The following is a 14,740-nucleotide window of genomic DNA, read 5'->3' as shown; positions in this document are numbered from 1 at the left end:
CTACGATGGCGGGCATGACTGCCACACCCCGGCCCGCGAGCGTGCGCAAGCTCGTCCTCGCCTCCGCCTCCCCCGCCCGGCTGAACCTGCTGCGGCAGGCCGGTCTCGCCCCGCACGTGATCGTCAGCGGCTTCGACGAGGACACCCTCGACCACGACGAGCCGGCCGAGCTGGCGCTGGCGCTGGCCGAGGCGAAGGCGGCCGTCGTCGCGGCCCTGGACGAGGCCTCGGGCGCCCTGGTGATCGGCTGCGACTCGGTGCTGGAGCTGGACGGCGAGGCGCTCGGCAAGCCCGCGGACGCCGAGGAGGCCACCGCGCGCTGGAAGGCGATGCGCGGCCGGGCCGGCGTGCTGCGCACCGGGCACTGCGTGATCGACACGGCGACGGGGCGGCAGGTCTCGGCCACGGCGTCGACGACGGTCCGCTTCGGCGAACCGACGGACGCGGAGGTCGCGGCGTACGTGGCGAGCGGCGAGCCGCTGCACGTGGCGGGGGCGTTCACCCTGGACGGGCTGTCGGCGCCGTTCATCGACGGCATCGACGGGGATCACGGCAACGTGATCGGCCTCTCGATGCCGCTGCTGCGCTCCCTGCTGGGCGAACTGGACGTGTCCATCACGGACTTGTGGGCTTGAGCTCCCCGAACGGCGGCGGTGGCGGGGCGTCCTCGGCCGGGCCCTCCCCGTCCGTCTCCCGGGCGGTTGCGGGGTAGAGCGTCAGGATCAGTACGAGCAGGCAGAGGATCAGCATCAGCGCCGCGAAGGCCGCCCAGCCGACCAGGCCGACGGCGAGCATGCCGAGCACGGCGTGGGTGACGGCGGCGGCGACGAGCACGACCCGGGCGAACCGGCCCGGCGGGCGGTCGCGCAGCGCGGCGAGGGCGCAGAGCACGGCACACAGCAGGAGGAAGGCGCCCATGCCCGCCCCCATCGCGTAGGTGGCCTTGGACATCACGTCCGGGTCGCTGCCCGCGATGGACATCGACTGGTTGGCCGTGGTCCGGCCCAGCACGATGTGGACGAGCACCAGCACGGCGGCTTCCGCGACCAGCACGATCGCGGCCAGTCCGGCCACGAGTCTTCGCACCATGTGCACCCACCCCCCAAGCGCCATACGCCCGTTCGACGCCTGGAGGCTACTAACGGGTAGCCCGGCGGGCAAGACATGTACCCGCATCGCCCGTCCGGAGTACACGCCCGGCGCGCTGCGGCCCGCAGGGACCCCGGTCGGGCACCTCGCTGTGGGTACGGTGTTGTCCCGGTTCGCCCTGCGGAGCGACGGAGCTACCAATCAGTAAACAAGGGGACAACTCCTCGGCCGACCGCAAAGAAAATGTGGGCCGTTCGTAGGGACTCGACAAAGAATCACCCGGGGCCGCTGACCCGGGGGACAGAGACCTTGGATACATGACGGGGTTACTGTGCAGTCGGGGATCCCCCTGACCTGGGGCGCCACAAGGGTTCCCCGGCGGAGCGGGCCTCGCATCACACTCTGTGTGGGCAAGGTCACCACCGGGGAAGGGTCGAAAGGCCGTGTGGGCTGTCCCTAAACTCAGCTTGTTTCAAGGAGGGAGCCATCGTGCGCAAGGTGCTCATCGCCAACCGTGGCGAAATCGCTGTCCGCGTTGCTCGGGCCTGCCGGGACGCCGGGATCGCGAGCGTAGCCGTCTACGCCGATCCGGACCGGGACGCTCTGCACGTCCGCGCGGCCGACGAAGCTTTCGCGTTGGGCGGTGACACCCCGGCCGCCAGCTACCTGGACATCTCCAAGGTCCTCCAGGCCGCCGCCGACTCGGGTGCGGATGCCATCCACCCCGGATACGGCTTCCTGTCCGAGAACGCCGACTTCGCCCAGGCCGTGCTCGACGCCGGCCTGACCTGGATCGGCCCGCCGCCGCAGGCCATCCGTGACCTCGGCGACAAGGTGGCCGCCCGTCACATCGCCCAGCGCGCCGGCGCGCCGCTGGTCGCCGGTACGCCGGACCCGGTCTCCGGGGCCGAGGAGGTCGTCGCCTTCGCCAAGGAGCACGGCCTGCCGATCGCCATCAAGGCGGCCTTCGGCGGTGGCGGCCGCGGCCTGAAGGTCGCCCGCACCCTCGAAGAGGTTCCGGAGCTCTACGAATCCGCCGTCCGCGAGGCCGTCGCCGCCTTCGGCCGCGGCGAGTGCTTCGTCGAGCGCTACCTCGACAAGCCGCGCCACGTCGAGACGCAGTGCCTGGCCGACTCGCACGGCAACGTCGTCGTCGTCTCGACCCGTGACTGCTCCCTCCAGCGCCGCCACCAGAAGCTGGTGGAGGAGGCCCCCGCACCGTTCCTGACGGAGGCCCAGAACGCGGAGCTGTACGCCGCTTCCAAGGCCATCCTGAAGGAGGCCGGCTACGTCGGCGCCGGCACCGTGGAGTTCCTGGTCTCCGCCGACGGCCTGATCTCCTTCCTGGAGGTCAACACCCGCCTTCAGGTCGAGCACCCGGTCACCGAAGAGGTCTCCGGCATCGACCTGGTCCGTGAGATGTTCCGCATCGCCGACGGCGAGGAGCTCGGCTACGGCGACCCGGTCCTGCGCGGTCACTCCATCGAGTTCCGCATCAACGGCGAGGACCCGGGCCGCGGCTTCCTCCCGGCGCCCGGCACGGTGACGAAGTTCGTCGCGCCGACCGGCCCGGGCGTGCGCCTCGACGCGGGCGTCGAGTCCGGTTCCGTCATCGGCCCGGCCTGGGACTCCCTGCTGGCCAAGCTGATCGTCACCGGCGCCACCCGCGAGCAGGCACTGCAGCGCGCCGCCCGCGCGCTCGCCGAGTTCGAGGTCGAAGGCATGGCCACCGCCATCCCCTTCCACCGTGCGGTCGTCGCCGACCCGGCGTTCGCGCCCACCGACGGCAGCCCCTTCACGGTCTACACGCGCTGGATCGAGACGGAGTTCGTCAACGAGATCCCCGCGTTCACGGCTCCGGCCGCGGAGGAGACCGAGGACGAGCCGGGCCGCGAGACGGTCGTCGTCGAGGTCGGCGGCAAGCGCCTGGAGGTCTCGCTCCCCTCGTCCCTGGGCATGACCCTGGCCCGTACGGCCGCCGCGGGCGGCGCGAAGCCGAAGCGCCGCGCGGCCAAGAAGTCCGGCCCGGCCGCCTCCGGCGACACCCTCGCCTCCCCGATGCAGGGCACGATCGTCAAGGTCGCGGTCGAAGAGGGCCAGCAGGTCACCGAGGGTGAGCTGATCGTCGTACTGGAAGCGATGAAGATGGAGCAGCCGCTCAACGCGCACCGCTCCGGCACCGTCGTGGGCCTCACCGCCGAGGTCGGCGCCTCGGTCACCTCGGGCGCCACCATCTGCGAGATCAAGGACTGATCCCGCCCCCGCGGAACGCCCGGCCCCCAGGACCCGAACGGGTCCTGGGGGCCGGTGTCATGTCAGCTGCGGTCAGCCGCCGGGCACGCCGCAACGGCTCCACCGGATCCCGTTCCGGTGGAGCCGTTCGGCCATGCCACGACCGGGGCGGAGCATCGGCAGGGCGGGGACTACCGGCGCCGCATGTCCGCCACGCGGGCCCGGTCGCGGTCGGCCGGGTCCGACAGGGGGGATGCGCTGCGGAGTTGGGCCGTCGGGCCGCCGCGACGCTGGACCGGGAGGGGGGAGTCGCGGCGGGGGCGGCGGCCGCCCAGCCCGTCCAGGCCGCCGGAGGCCGCGGCCTGGCCGCCCGCCACCGTGATCTGGACGCCCTGGTCCGCCAGGGCCTGGAGCTCGGTGGCGGCGCGGTCGTCGTGCGGCGGGGGCTCGTCCGTGACCAGGCGGGTCATCACGTCCGTCGGCACCGTCTGGAACATCGTGTCCGTGCCGAGCTTGGTGTGGTCCGCGAGGACCACCACCTCCGCGGCCGCCTGCACCAGCGCCCGGTCCACGCTCGCGCTGAGCATGTTGGACGTGGACAGGCCGCGCTCCGCCGTCAGACCGCTGCCCGACAGGAAGGCCCGGGAGACCCGCAGGCCCTGGAGGGACTGCTCGGCCCCGCTGCCCACGAGGGCGTAGTTGGACCCCCGCAGGGTGCCGCCCGTCATGACGACTTCGACCCGGTTGGCGTGGGCGAGCGCCTGGGCGACCAGGAGGGAGTTGGTCACGACGGTCAGGCCGGGCACCCGGGCGAGCCGGCGGGCCAGCTCCTGGGTCGTGGTGCCCGCGCCGACGACGACGGCCTCGCCCTCTTCGACGAGGCCGGCCGCGACATCGGCGATGGCGGTCTTCTCCGCCGTCGCGAGATGGGACTTTTGCGGAAAGCCGGACTCCCGCGTGAAACCGCCCGGCAAGACCGCACCGCCGTGTCGGCGGTCGAGGAGTCCTTCGGCCTCCAGCGCCCGCACGTCCCGCCGTACGGTCACTTCGGAGGTCTGGACGACACGGGCGAGCTCCCGGAGCGAAACCGCTCCGTTGGCCCGCACCATTTCGAGGATCAATTGGCGACGTTCTGCAGCGAACACGAAACTGACAGTAACCCCAACGACCGTCTGGTTTCAGCTCTTTGCGCCGGAATACCGAAGTTGTCCATATGGCAGGGCGACTAGTGGTATACGCGGCCCGAGGTCCGGGTGAACACCCGGCCACGCGGCCGCGCACCGCCCCAACGCCCTTGGGGCGTGGGGCGGTTGGGGAGGGTTACGCCTCCCCGCCGGCCTTGCGGGTGTGCAGCTGGCGGGCCACTTCGGCGATCGACCCGGACAGCGAGGGGTACACGGTGAACGCGTTTGCGATCTGCTCGACCGTCAGATTGTTGTCGACGGCGATCGAGATCGGGTGGATGAGCTCGCTCGCACGCGGGGAGACGACCACGCCGCCGACCACGATGCCGGTGCCCGGGCGGCAGAACATCTTCACGAAGCCGTCCCTGATGCCCTGCATCTTGGCGCGCGGGTTGCGCAGCAGCGGCAGCTTCACCACACGGGCGTCGATCTTGCCGGCGTCCACGTCCGCCTGGGTGTAACCGACGGTGGCGATCTCGGGGTCGGTGAAGACGTTGGAGGACACCGTCTTCAGGTTCAGCGGGGCCACCGCGTCGCCGAGGAAGTGGTACATCGCGATGCGCCCCTGCATGGCGGCGACGGAGGCGAGCGCGAAGACGCCCGTGACGTCACCGGCGGCATAGACGCCCGGCGCCGAGGTGCGCGAGACCTTGTCGGTCCAGATGTGCCCGGAGTCCTTGAGGCGGACGCCGGACTCCTCCAGGTTCATGTTCCGCGTGTTCGGGATCGCGCCGACCGCCATCAGGCAGTGGGTGCCGGTCAGCACCCGGCCGTCGGAGAGGGTGACCTCGACCCGGTCGCCGACCCGCTTGGCGGATTCGGCGCGCGAGCGCCCGACGACGTTCATGCCGCGGCGCCGGAAGACGTCCTCCAGGACGGCGGCCGCGTCGGGGTCCTCACCCGGCAGCACGCGGTCGCGGGAGGACACCAGGGTGACCCGGGAGCCGAGCGCCTGGTACGCGCCGGCGAACTCGGCACCGGTCACACCGGAACCGACCACGATGAGCTCCTCGGGGAGCTCGTCCAGGTCGTAGACCTGCGTCCAGTTCAGGATGCGCTCGCCGTCGGGCTGGGCGTCGGGGATCTCGCGCGGGGTGCCGCCGGTGGCGATGAGGACGGCGTCCGCCGTCAGGATCGTCTCGGTGCCGTCCGCGGCGGTGACGATGACGTCCCGGGTGCCGTCGATGCCCTGCGGGCCGCCGAGCTTGCCGCGGCCGCGCATGACCTTGGCGCCGGCCCGGGTGACGGAGGCGGTGATGTCGTGCGACTGGGCGAGCGCGAGGCGCTTGACACGCCGGTTCACCTTGCCGAGGTCCACGCCCACGACACGCGCGGCCTGCTCGATGTGCGGGGTGTCGTCCGCGACGATGATCCCCAGCTCCTCGTAGGAGGAGTCGAAGGTGGTCATCACCTCTGCGGTCGCGATCAGAGTCTTGGAAGGTACGCAGTCGGTCAGGACCGAGGCCCCGCCCAGACCGTCGCAGTCCACGACGGTCACCTCCGCGCCGAGCTGGGCGCCGACCAGCGCCGCCTCATACCCGCCGGGTCCGCCGCCGATGATCACGATCCGGGTCACGAAAAGTCCGCCTCACGTCTACCCGGCCGGCTGCCGCCCCGGCCGGTGTTCCGGGGGTTCTCCCCGGGGGATGCATTCCGTGCTCCATTGTCCCGCACGCTTCAAGGTGCTTCGCGCCCGGTCCCGCCCCGGGACTCCGTCCGGGGTACGCCCGGCCGGGCACACCTCCACGGCCACCCCTCCCGTACCCTCGACCTCATGTCGCTCTACGCCGCGTACGCCGGCAACCTCGACCCGCGGCTGATGACGCGCCGCGCTCCGCATTCGCCGCTGCGCGGCACGGGCTGGATCAACGACTGGCGGCTGACCTTCGGCGGCGAGCAGATGGGCTGGGAGGGTTCCCTCGCCACGATCGTCGAGGCCCCCCGCCACCAGGTCTTCGTCGCCCTGTACGACATCGCCCCGCTGGACGAGGACTCGATGGACCGCTGGGAGGGCGTCGGGCTCGACATCTACCGGCGCATGCGGATCCGGGTGCACACGCTGGACGGCGAGGAAGCCGCCTGGTGCTACGTGCTCAACGGCTACGAGGGCGGCCTGCCCTCGGCGCGCTACCTGGGCGAGATCGCGGACGCGGCGGAGTCCGCGGGCGCCCCGCACGACTACGTGATGGAGCTGCGCAAGCGCCCCTGCTGATTCCCCCACGGCCCCGCCCGGGCGCCGTTCCGGGCGGTCACCACCGGTCACGCCGGGTCACGGCGGACATTTGGTCGGAAACGACAAGACAACGATCCGAGCATGGTGAGCTGTGCCATCTACGCGCGTAGGCAATGAGCGGCTACGCTCGTCTGCGTGAACGCATCTGTTACCGATCCCACCGCCGCCGCCGACGCCGCAGCCGCCCGCCTGCGGGAGCTCACCGGCGCCGAGACCCACGATGTCGCCCTCGTCATGGGCTCCGGCTGGGCCCCCGCCGCCGAGGCCCTGGGCGCCCCCGAGGCCGAGTTCCTCGTCACCGAGCTGCCCGGGTTCCCCCCGGCCGCCGTCGAAGGACACGGCGGCAAGGTCCGCTCGTACAAGATCGGCGACAAGCGTGCGCTGGTCTTCCTCGGCCGCACCCACTACTACGAGGGCCGCGGCGTCGCCGCCGTTGCCCACGGTGTCCGCACCGCCGTCGCCGCGGGCTGCAAGACCGTCGTGCTGACCAACGGCTGCGGCGGCCTGCGCGAGGGCATGCAGCCCGGCCAGCCGGTCCTGATCAGCGACCACATCAACATGACGGCCACCTCGCCGATCATCGGCGCGAACTTCGTGGACCTGACGAACCTGTACTCGCCCGGGCTGCGCGCGCTGTGCAAGGAGATCGACCCCTCCCTGGAGGAGGGCGTCTACGTCCAGTTCCCCGGCCCGCACTACGAGACCCCGGCCGAGATCAACATGATCCGCGTGATGGGCGCCGACCTCGTCGGCATGTCCACCGTGCTGGAGGCCATCGCCGCCCGTGAGGCCGGCGCGGAGGTGCTCGGCATCTCCCTGGTCACGAACCTGGCGGCGGGCATCTCCGGCGAGCCGCTGAACCACGAAGAGGTCCTCCAGGCCGGCCGCGACTCGGCCGCGCGCATGGGCAAGCTGCTGACCCAGGTCCTCGCCCGCATCTGAGGCTCCGGGACCGTACGAGAGGTAAGGCGGAAGTAGTGCAGGAACAGGACGACCTGATCACCCGGGCCCGGGCCTGGCTGGCGGAGGACCCCGACCCGGAGACGGCGGCCGAGCTGGCCGCCCTCGTCGAGGCGGGCGACACGGCGGAGCTCGCCGACCGGTTCTCCGGCACCCTCCAGTTCGGCACCGCCGGACTGCGCGGTGAGATCGGCGCGGGACCGATGCGGATGAACCGCAGCGTGGTCATCCGGGCCGCGGCGGGCCTCGCGGCCTACCTGAAGGCCCAGGGCCACGCCGGCGGCCTGGTCGTCGTCGGCTACGACGCCCGCTACAAGTCGGCGGACTTCGCCCGCGACACCGCGGCCGTCATGACCGGCGCCGGGCTGCGCGCGGCCGTCCTGCCCCGCCCGCTGCCCACGCCCGTCCTCGCGTACGCCATAAGGCACCTGGGCGCCGTGGCCGGTGTCGAGGTGACCGCGAGCCACAACCCGCCCCGGGACAACGGCTACAAGGTCTACCTCGGCGACGGCTCGCAGATCGTGTCCCCGGCGGACACGGAGATCGCGGCGGAGATCGCCCGCGTCGGCACGCTCGCCTCGGTCCCCCGTCCGGAGTCCGGCTGGGAGGACCTCGGCGACGAGGTCCTGGAGGCCTACCTCGCCCGTACGGACGCCGTCCTGACCCCCGGCTCCCCCCGGGGCGTGCGGACGGTCTACACGGCGATGCACGGCGTCGGCAAGGACGTCGTCATGGCGGCCTTCGCCCGCCACGGTTTCCCGGAGCCGGTCCTGGTCGCCGAGCAGGCCGAACCGGACCCGGCCTTCCCGACGGTCGCGTTCCCCAACCCGGAGGAGCCGGGCGCGATGGACCTGGCCTTCGCCCGGGCCGCCGAGGTCCAGCCGGACATCGTGATCGCGAACGACCCCGACGCGGACCGTTGCGCGGTGGCCGTCCCCACCGCGGAGGGCTGGCGGATGCTGCGCGGCGACGAGGTCGGCGCGCTGCTCGCGGAGCACCTGGTCCACAAGGGCGCGACCGGCGTCTTCGCGGAGTCCATCGTCTCCTCCAGCCTGCTGGGCCGGATCGCGGAGGCCGCGGGCGTCGGCTACGAGGAGACCCTCACGGGCTTCAAGTGGATCGCCCGCGTCGAGGGCCTGCGCTACGGCTACGAGGAGGCGCTCGGCTACTGCGTGGACCCCGAGGGCGTCCGCGACAAGGACGGCGTGACCGCTGCCCTGCTGGTGGCCGAACTGGCCTCGGAGCTGAAGGAGCAGGGCCGCACCCTGACCGACCTGCTGGACGACCTGGCGATGGCCCACGGCCTGCACGCCACCGACCAGCTCTCGCTCCGCGTGTCGGACCTGTCGGTCATCGCGAACGCCATGGCGCGGCTGCGTGCGGAGCCGCCGGTCTCGCTGGCGGGCCTGCGGGTCGTCTCGGCGGAGGACCTGACGAAGGGCACGGAGTCGCTGCCGCCCACGGACGGCCTGCGGTACTACCTCGACGGCGCGTACAAGGCCCGGGTGATCTGCCGCCCGTCGGGCACCGAGCCCAAGCTGAAGTGCTACCTGGAGGTCGTCGTGCCGGTGGCCGAGGCCTCCGACCTGGCGTCGGCGCGCGTGACCGGCCAGGAAGTCCTGGACGCGATCAAGAAGGACCTCGCAGCGGCGATGGGCGTCTGATTCCTTCGGCGCCGCTTGCGGGGCTCCGGCCCCGCATCCGGCCAGGTTCCCGTCCCGTCCGGCGGGGGCCTGGCCACCCGCTTCCCCCCGGCCCCCCGGCCCTCGGCTCGGGGGGCCGTCGGCGTGTCCGGGGCCGCTTCAGCGGGGCCTTCTCCCCGCTGAAAGACAGCCCCGCCGGCGTTCGAGGCGCGGGGGTCCGGGGGCGGAGCCCCCGCAACGGCGGCGCCCCGGACCCGGATCCCGGCGCCGCCACGGGCAGGACCGGCTCGGGGCCTCAGCCTGTCGGGGACGCGGTCGCGGTCGCCGTCGCGGTCGCCGTCGGGCGGACGATTTCGCCGAGTGTCGGGACGGACTCCGGCCGGGAGCGGACCGCGTCCGTGCACTCCCACGCCCGCGGCGGATCGGCGTCCGGTCCGCCCAGGACCACCGGTCCCGGCCCGGCCGACACCGTCTCGCTGCCGGCCAGCGTGCACACGATCTGCGACAGCGCCACCGGCGGCAGATCCTCCGGCTTGCGGCTGAGCCGCACCGTGCCCGCCGGGTCGCCCGGCTTCGGCGCGCCCGCCGTCAGCCCGGCCGGGACCCCGGTCGTGAAACCGGCGTCGCGCTCCTCCGCGCTCGGCGTCCGCTCCAGCGCCTCCAGCAGTGCCTGCGCGGCCTGCACGACAGGGTCCCGTACGGTGCCCTTCTCGGGCCGCTCGGGCTTCTCGGGCATCGGAACGATCCGCTCCACGCCCACCAGCTGCGATCCGCAGACCAGCTCCACCGTGGCCGGGAAGCCCGGCACGCCGCTCTGACCGCCCGGCTGCGCCGGGGTGTCGCACGAGACGCGCGAGGGCGCCGGGCCCACGTCCACGGGCACGGTCGTCGCCCGGATCCCGCAGCCCGCCGTGGCGAGGAGCGCGATCCCGACGAGCGGGACCAGTACGGCCGGCAGCGCCGGCAGGGCCCTACGCATCCACGTCACCAGTGATCGCCTTTCCCACGTCCACCGGCAGCCGCAGGGTGAACAGCGCCCCCGCGCCCGGCACGTTGGCCGCGGTGATGTCGCCGCCGTGGATGTGTGCGTTCTCCACGGCGATCGACAGTCCCAGCCCGCTCCCGTCCGACTTCGGCCGCGAGGCGCTCGCCTTGTAGAAGCGGTCGAAGACGTGCGGCAGGACCTCCTCGGGGATGCCCGGCCCGTTGTCCTGGACCGCGATCACCAGCCAGTCGTCCTCCACGGTCACCGACACCCGCACCGGCGAGCCGCCGTGCTTGAGCGCGTTGCCGATCAGGTTGGCCAGGATGACGTCGAGGCGGCGCGGGTCGAGCCGCGCCATGATGTCCCGCGCGGCGTCGAGTTCGACGGCGTCGAGCCAGGCCCGGGCGTCGATGCAGGCCGTGACCTGGTCGGCGACGTTGACGTCGTCCAGGACCAGCTTGGCCGTACCGGCGTCGAAGCGGGTGACCTCCATCAGGTTCTCGACCAGGATGTTGAGCCGACGGGTCTCGCTGACGACCAGGCCGACCGCCGGTGCGATCATCGGATCGAGGTCCTCGACCTCCTCCTCCAGCACCTCGGCGACCGCCGTCAGCGCCGTCAGCGGGGTGCGCAGCTCGTGCGACATGTCCGCGACGAAGCGCCGGCTGGCCTCCTCCCGCGCGCTCATGTCGGCGACTTTCTTCTCCAGCGCCTCGGCCGTCTTGTTGAAGGTGTGCGACAGGTCGGCGAGTTCGTCGGTGCCGGACACCTCGAGCCGGTGGTCGAGTTCGCCCTCGCCGAGCCGTCGTGCCGCGTCGCCGAGCCGCTGCACGGGCTTGAGCACGGTGCGGGCGGCGGCCTGCGCGAGCAGCGCGGAGCCGAGCAGCGCGAGGATCGTCGCGATGGTCAGGGACCAGCCGAGCGCGTTGAGGTCGTCCCGTTCCTGGGCGAGCGACTTGTACATGTAGCCGGTGGGTCCGCCGCCCACGATCCGGGTGCCGCCGACGAGGTACGGATTGCCGCGCGGCTTCGTCCGCTGCCAGTACACGTGGTACTCGGCGTCGTTGGCCGCGGTCGTCTTCTGCCGGTCGTTCACCGCGTTCTGCAGCGACTTCGGCACGTCGGCGAGCCGGAAGTTGTCGGGCCCGGCCGCCCCGTACATCTGCCGGTTGTCCTTGCCCTCCTGCACGAGCAGCACGCTGTAGCCGGGGCTGCTGCCCGCCATCAGCTCGGCGGTGCGCTGCAGTTCCTCGGGCGTCGGGTCGGCGGGCAGGGCCGCGGCGCGGTTCTGCATCTCCTGCCGGAAGTCACCGAGGGCGGCCTCCTGGACACGGGTCAGCACGGCTTCGCGGTTGAGCCAGTAGGCGATCCCGGACGCGGACACGGCGGCCGTCAGGGCGACCAGGGCGAAGACGACGAGGAGCCGCAGCCGCAGGCTGGTCCAGCGCCGGCCGGCGAGCAACGAGCGGATCACTGCGGGGAGTCCAGGCGGTAGCCGACGCCCCGGACGGTACGGATCAGGGTGGGCGAGGAGGGCACGTCCTCGACCTTGGCGCGCAGCCGCTGGACGCAGGCGTCGACGAGCCGCGAGTCGCCGAGGTAGTCGTGCTCCCAGACCAGCCGCAGCAGTTGCTGGCGGGACAGGGCCTGCCCGGGCCGGCGGCTCAGTTCGAGGAGCAGCCGCAGCTCGGTCGGGGTGAGCTGGAGGTCCTCGCCGTTCTTGGTCACCGTCATGGCTGCCCGGTCGATGACGAGGGAGCCGAAGCTCGCCGAGTCGCTCGACTCGCGTTCGCCGCGGCGCAGTACGGCCCGGATGCGGGCGTCGAGGACCCGCCCCTGGACCGGCTTGACGACGTAGTCGTCGGCGCCGGACTCCAGGCCGACGACCACGTCGATGTCATCGCTGCGCGCGGTGAGCAGGATGATCGGCAGTTGGTCGGTGCGGCGGATGCGCCGGCACACCTCGAAACCGTCGATCCCGGGCAGCATCACGTCCAGCACGATCAGATCCGGCCGCTGCTCGCGCAGCAGTTTCAGGCCGTCCTCGCCCGTCGCCGCGGTGGCCACACGGTGGCCCTGGCGTGACAGGGAGAGTTCGAGGGCCGTGCGGATGGCGTCGTCGTCCTCGATCAGCAACAGGAAAGGCACGGGCTCATTCTGTCTCATGGGCCGTCGGGAGTTCGACCGTCAGGGGGGCCGGATCCTGCGGGAGTCCGCCGGGGTCCTCCCGGCGGTCGCTGTGACAGTGCTGTGACAGTCGACGGACACCCCGGTTAAGTCGGCCCGGCAGTCTTCTTGTCAACGCACAGCTCAACGCACAGCGATCCGAAGCAAAGACACTCCACGACGGGGGGCGCGAGATGAACACGCTGCACAGCACCAGCACCAGCGCGGTTGTCACGCGGCTGCACGATGTGAACCGCCGGACGGCTGTCCGTACGGTGGCGGTCGCCCGGCCCCGGCCGGCCCACGTCGTAGCCATTGACGCAAACCAGTACCAGGCGGTTCCCGCCCAGCAGCCGGCCCCGTCCTCGACCTCCGAGGCGGAGTTCACGGCGTACGTCCAGGAGCGGCGCGCCGCCCTGTACGCGACGGCCTTCCACCTCACCGGTGACCGTTACGAGGCCGAGGACCTGCTGCAGAGCGCGCTGTTCTCCACGTACCGCGCCTGGGACCGGATCAGCGACAAGGCTGCGGTCGGCGGCTACCTGCGCCGCACGATGACGAACCTGCACATCAGCGCGTGGCGTCGGCGGAAGCTGAACGAGTACCCGACGGAGGAGCTGCCGGAGACGGCCTCCGACACGGACGCGATGCGCGGTACGGAGCTGCGCGCGGTGCTGTGGCAGGCGCTGACGCGGATCCCGGAGCCGCAGCGCACGATGCTGGTGCTGCGCTACTACGAGGGCCGCACGGACCCGGAGATCGCCGAGATCCTGGGGATCAGCGTCGGCACGGTGAAGTCGAGCATCTGGCGCTCGCTGCGGCGCCTGCGCGAGGACGAGTCGCTGAGCTTCGGCCGCGACGAGGCGGAGTCCTTCGAGGAGCTGGTCGCGTAACGCGGCCCACGAAGACCATCGGGCCGGGGGCCCGTCCTACGGGGGTGGGACGGGGGCCGTTGGGGGGGAAGGAAAAGGCGGGATCGAGCGGCCGGGGGTCCGCTCGGTCCCGCCTTTTCGCATGCGCGGCGTCGGCGGTCGACGGGGTTGCCGGGTGCGGCTCAGGCCGGGGTCGTCGTGCGGTGGCGGCCCGCAGCGGCGGCGGCCAGGCGGCCGAGGGCTTCGTCGCGGGCGCAGGCGTGCGCGCCGAGGGCGACGTGGCGGGCCACGATGCCCCGCTCCGCACGCATCAGGCGCAGGCCCCGGCGGAGCAGGAACGGCACGGACTTGCGGCCCTCGCGCAGGTCGCGGGCGAGCCGGCGGCGGAAGGTCGTCGAGGGGCGGCCGCGCAGGCAGATGGCGTCGGCGAGGAGGCCGAGTTCCCGGCAGCGGGCGGCGACGTCCGCGGCGAAGATGCCCTCCGCGATGAACAGCGGGGTGCGGGCGATGTCGAGGGTGTCCCAGCCGGTGCGGGAGCTGGTGGAGATGTCGTACACCGGCACGTCCGTACGTCCCGAGGCGCACAGCTCGGCGATCGCGGCGACGGCGGTGTCGGCGTCCCAGGAGAGCGGGGAGTCCCAGTCGATGTCGGAGCTGCCGTCCACGAGCGGGAGGGTGGGGTCGTCGGCTTCCTTGTAGAAGTCGTCGAGGCGCAGCACGGGCAGCCCTGAGCGGGCGGCCAGCGAGGATTTTCCGGAGCCGGACGGACCGGTCAGGAGGACGACTCGGGTCGGCGAGGGGGAGGAAGAGCTCACGGGACACCAGTCTGAACCATTCCCCCGGGTAGGGGATCCTCCCGGTGACCGGTTGGTGTCCAGGAACACACCTCGACTACGCTGCGTGCGCACGCGACTACGACCACAGGCGGGATCCTCATGGCACGTCACGCAGCCCCTTCGGCACCGAACCGGCTCCGCAGCGCGGGTCTGACCCTCTCGATGGCCGGCGCCGCGCTGGCGATGGCGGCGGGGGGTGCGCAGGCCGGTGAACTGGACGTTCCGGCGGCCCTGGCGGGGGTCACGGACCCGATCGCGAACCTCAAGGTGAACCCGCTGGCCCACACCGGCGTGGATCCGCTGGACAACGGGGTCGCCACGAAGGTGGCGGACTTCCCGGCGGTGGGCACGACGGCGGTCACGGGGATCCTCACCCAGGGCCCGTCGGTCGGCGAACTCCCCACGGCGGCGGTCTCGTCCCTCCTGGGCCCCCTGGCCCCCCGCTGACCCCTCCGCCCCGCCGGCCTCCCTGCCCCCTGCCTCCCGGCGAGTGAGCCGAAGGCGGCGCGTCGGCGAAGGCGGGCGAGCGCCCGGAGGAAC

At 72.4% G+C, this 14,740-nt stretch carries 14 protein-coding genes; 7 read left to right on the top strand and 7 right to left on the bottom strand.

The genetic code is table 11. From position 1 onward, the window contains the following. The first annotated feature begins 14 nt into the window (after positions 1–14). Entirely contained in the window at positions 15–635 is a 621-nt protein-coding gene (locus tag NRK68_RS21155; protein WP_183066819.1) for a Maf family protein, read from the top strand. On the opposite strand, the gene NRK68_RS21150 is transcribed toward NRK68_RS21155, so the two are convergent. After that, positions 616–1,089: a hypothetical protein gene (locus NRK68_RS21150; protein WP_257856426.1), complete on the bottom strand. Its 474-nt coding sequence runs from the start codon at positions 1,087–1,089 to the stop codon at positions 616–618. The two genes, NRK68_RS21155 and NRK68_RS21150, sit on opposite strands and share 20 nt — an antisense overlap. A 489-nt stretch (positions 1,090–1,578) precedes the next feature. On the opposite strand from NRK68_RS21150, the gene NRK68_RS21145 reads away from it, so the two are divergent. Beyond that, the gene (locus tag NRK68_RS21145; RefSeq protein ID WP_183066820.1) at positions 1,579–3,342 is read left to right on the top strand and encodes an acetyl/propionyl/methylcrotonyl-CoA carboxylase subunit alpha; all 1,764 of its coding nucleotides are present in this window, start codon (positions 1,579–1,581) and stop codon (positions 3,340–3,342) included. Between the two features lie 170 nt (positions 3,343–3,512). Here NRK68_RS21145 and NRK68_RS21140 read toward each other — a convergent pair whose 3' ends face one another. Continuing rightward, positions 3,513–4,466: a DeoR/GlpR family DNA-binding transcription regulator gene (locus tag NRK68_RS21140; protein WP_183066821.1), complete on the bottom strand. Its 954-nt coding sequence runs from the start codon at positions 4,464–4,466 to the stop codon at positions 3,513–3,515. Positions 4,467–4,641: 175 nt separating this feature from the next. Further along, on the bottom strand, positions 4,642–6,081 hold the full coding sequence (locus NRK68_RS21135; protein ID WP_183066822.1) for an NAD(P)H-quinone dehydrogenase: 1,440 nt from the start codon (positions 6,079–6,081) through the stop codon (positions 4,642–4,644). Between the two features lie 198 nt (positions 6,082–6,279). Between NRK68_RS21135 and NRK68_RS21130 the strand changes: the two genes are divergently transcribed. From NRK68_RS21130 to NRK68_RS21120, 3 genes are all read left to right on the top strand, one after another. Further along, positions 6,280–6,717 carry a gamma-glutamylcyclotransferase family protein gene (locus NRK68_RS21130; protein ID WP_030822886.1) on the top strand — a complete coding sequence of 146 codons (438 nt, stop codon included), beginning with the start codon at positions 6,280–6,282 and terminating at the stop codon, positions 6,715–6,717. A gap of 156 nt (positions 6,718–6,873) precedes the next feature. Further along, positions 6,874–7,680 (top strand): purine-nucleoside phosphorylase, encoded by an 807-nt coding sequence (locus NRK68_RS21125; protein ID WP_045321862.1) that lies wholly within the window; start codon positions 6,874–6,876, stop codon positions 7,678–7,680. Between the two features lie 35 nt (positions 7,681–7,715). Next, positions 7,716–9,362 carry a phospho-sugar mutase gene (locus NRK68_RS21120; protein WP_257856424.1) on the top strand — a complete coding sequence of 549 codons (1,647 nt, stop codon included), beginning with the start codon at positions 7,716–7,718 and terminating at the stop codon, positions 9,360–9,362. A 274-nt stretch (positions 9,363–9,636) separates the two neighbouring features. On the opposite strand, the gene NRK68_RS21115 is transcribed toward NRK68_RS21120, so the two are convergent. Genes NRK68_RS21115 through afsQ1 form a run of 3 tightly spaced genes read right to left on the bottom strand, consistent with a single transcriptional unit; the run spans position 9,637 to position 12,474 of the window. After that, positions 9,637–10,320 (bottom strand): hypothetical protein, encoded by a 684-nt coding sequence (locus NRK68_RS21115; RefSeq protein ID WP_183067096.1) that lies wholly within the window; start codon positions 10,318–10,320, stop codon positions 9,637–9,639. Next, the gene (locus tag NRK68_RS21110; protein ID WP_373024490.1) at positions 10,313–11,899 is read right to left on the bottom strand and encodes a sensor histidine kinase; all 1,587 of its coding nucleotides are present in this window, start codon (positions 11,897–11,899) and stop codon (positions 10,313–10,315) included. The genes NRK68_RS21115 and NRK68_RS21110 overlap by 8 nt, the downstream gene beginning before the upstream one ends. After that, on the bottom strand, positions 11,797–12,474 hold the full coding sequence (gene afsQ1, locus NRK68_RS21105; protein WP_063754818.1) for a two-component system response regulator AfsQ1: 678 nt from the start codon (positions 12,472–12,474) through the stop codon (positions 11,797–11,799). The genes NRK68_RS21110 and afsQ1 overlap by 103 nt, the downstream gene beginning before the upstream one ends. Positions 12,475–12,686: 212 nt before the next feature. Between afsQ1 and NRK68_RS21100 the strand changes: the two genes are divergently transcribed. Further along, a complete protein-coding gene (locus NRK68_RS21100) occupies positions 12,687–13,385 on the top strand; it encodes a SigE family RNA polymerase sigma factor (RefSeq protein ID WP_183066825.1) in 699 nt (232 codons plus the stop codon). Positions 13,386–13,546: 161 nt separating this feature from the next. Here NRK68_RS21100 and NRK68_RS21095 read toward each other — a convergent pair whose 3' ends face one another. Continuing rightward, the gene (locus NRK68_RS21095) at positions 13,547–14,248 is read right to left on the bottom strand and encodes a uridine kinase family protein (protein ID WP_257856423.1); all 702 of its coding nucleotides are present in this window, start codon (positions 14,246–14,248) and stop codon (positions 13,547–13,549) included. A 51-nt stretch (positions 14,249–14,299) separates the two neighbouring features. On the opposite strand from NRK68_RS21095, the gene NRK68_RS21090 reads away from it, so the two are divergent. After that, a complete protein-coding gene (locus tag NRK68_RS21090; protein WP_030822874.1) occupies positions 14,300–14,647 on the top strand; it encodes a hypothetical protein in 348 nt (115 codons plus the stop codon). Positions 14,648–14,740 lie beyond the last annotated feature (93 nt).

The organism is Streptomyces yangpuensis (assembly GCF_024666385.1).
GTDB lineage: Bacteria > Actinomycetota > Actinomycetes > Streptomycetales > Streptomycetaceae > Streptomyces > Streptomyces yangpuensis.
Note: the sequence above shows the minus strand (reverse complement) of the source record. Positions and strands in the feature narration are given on the sequence as shown.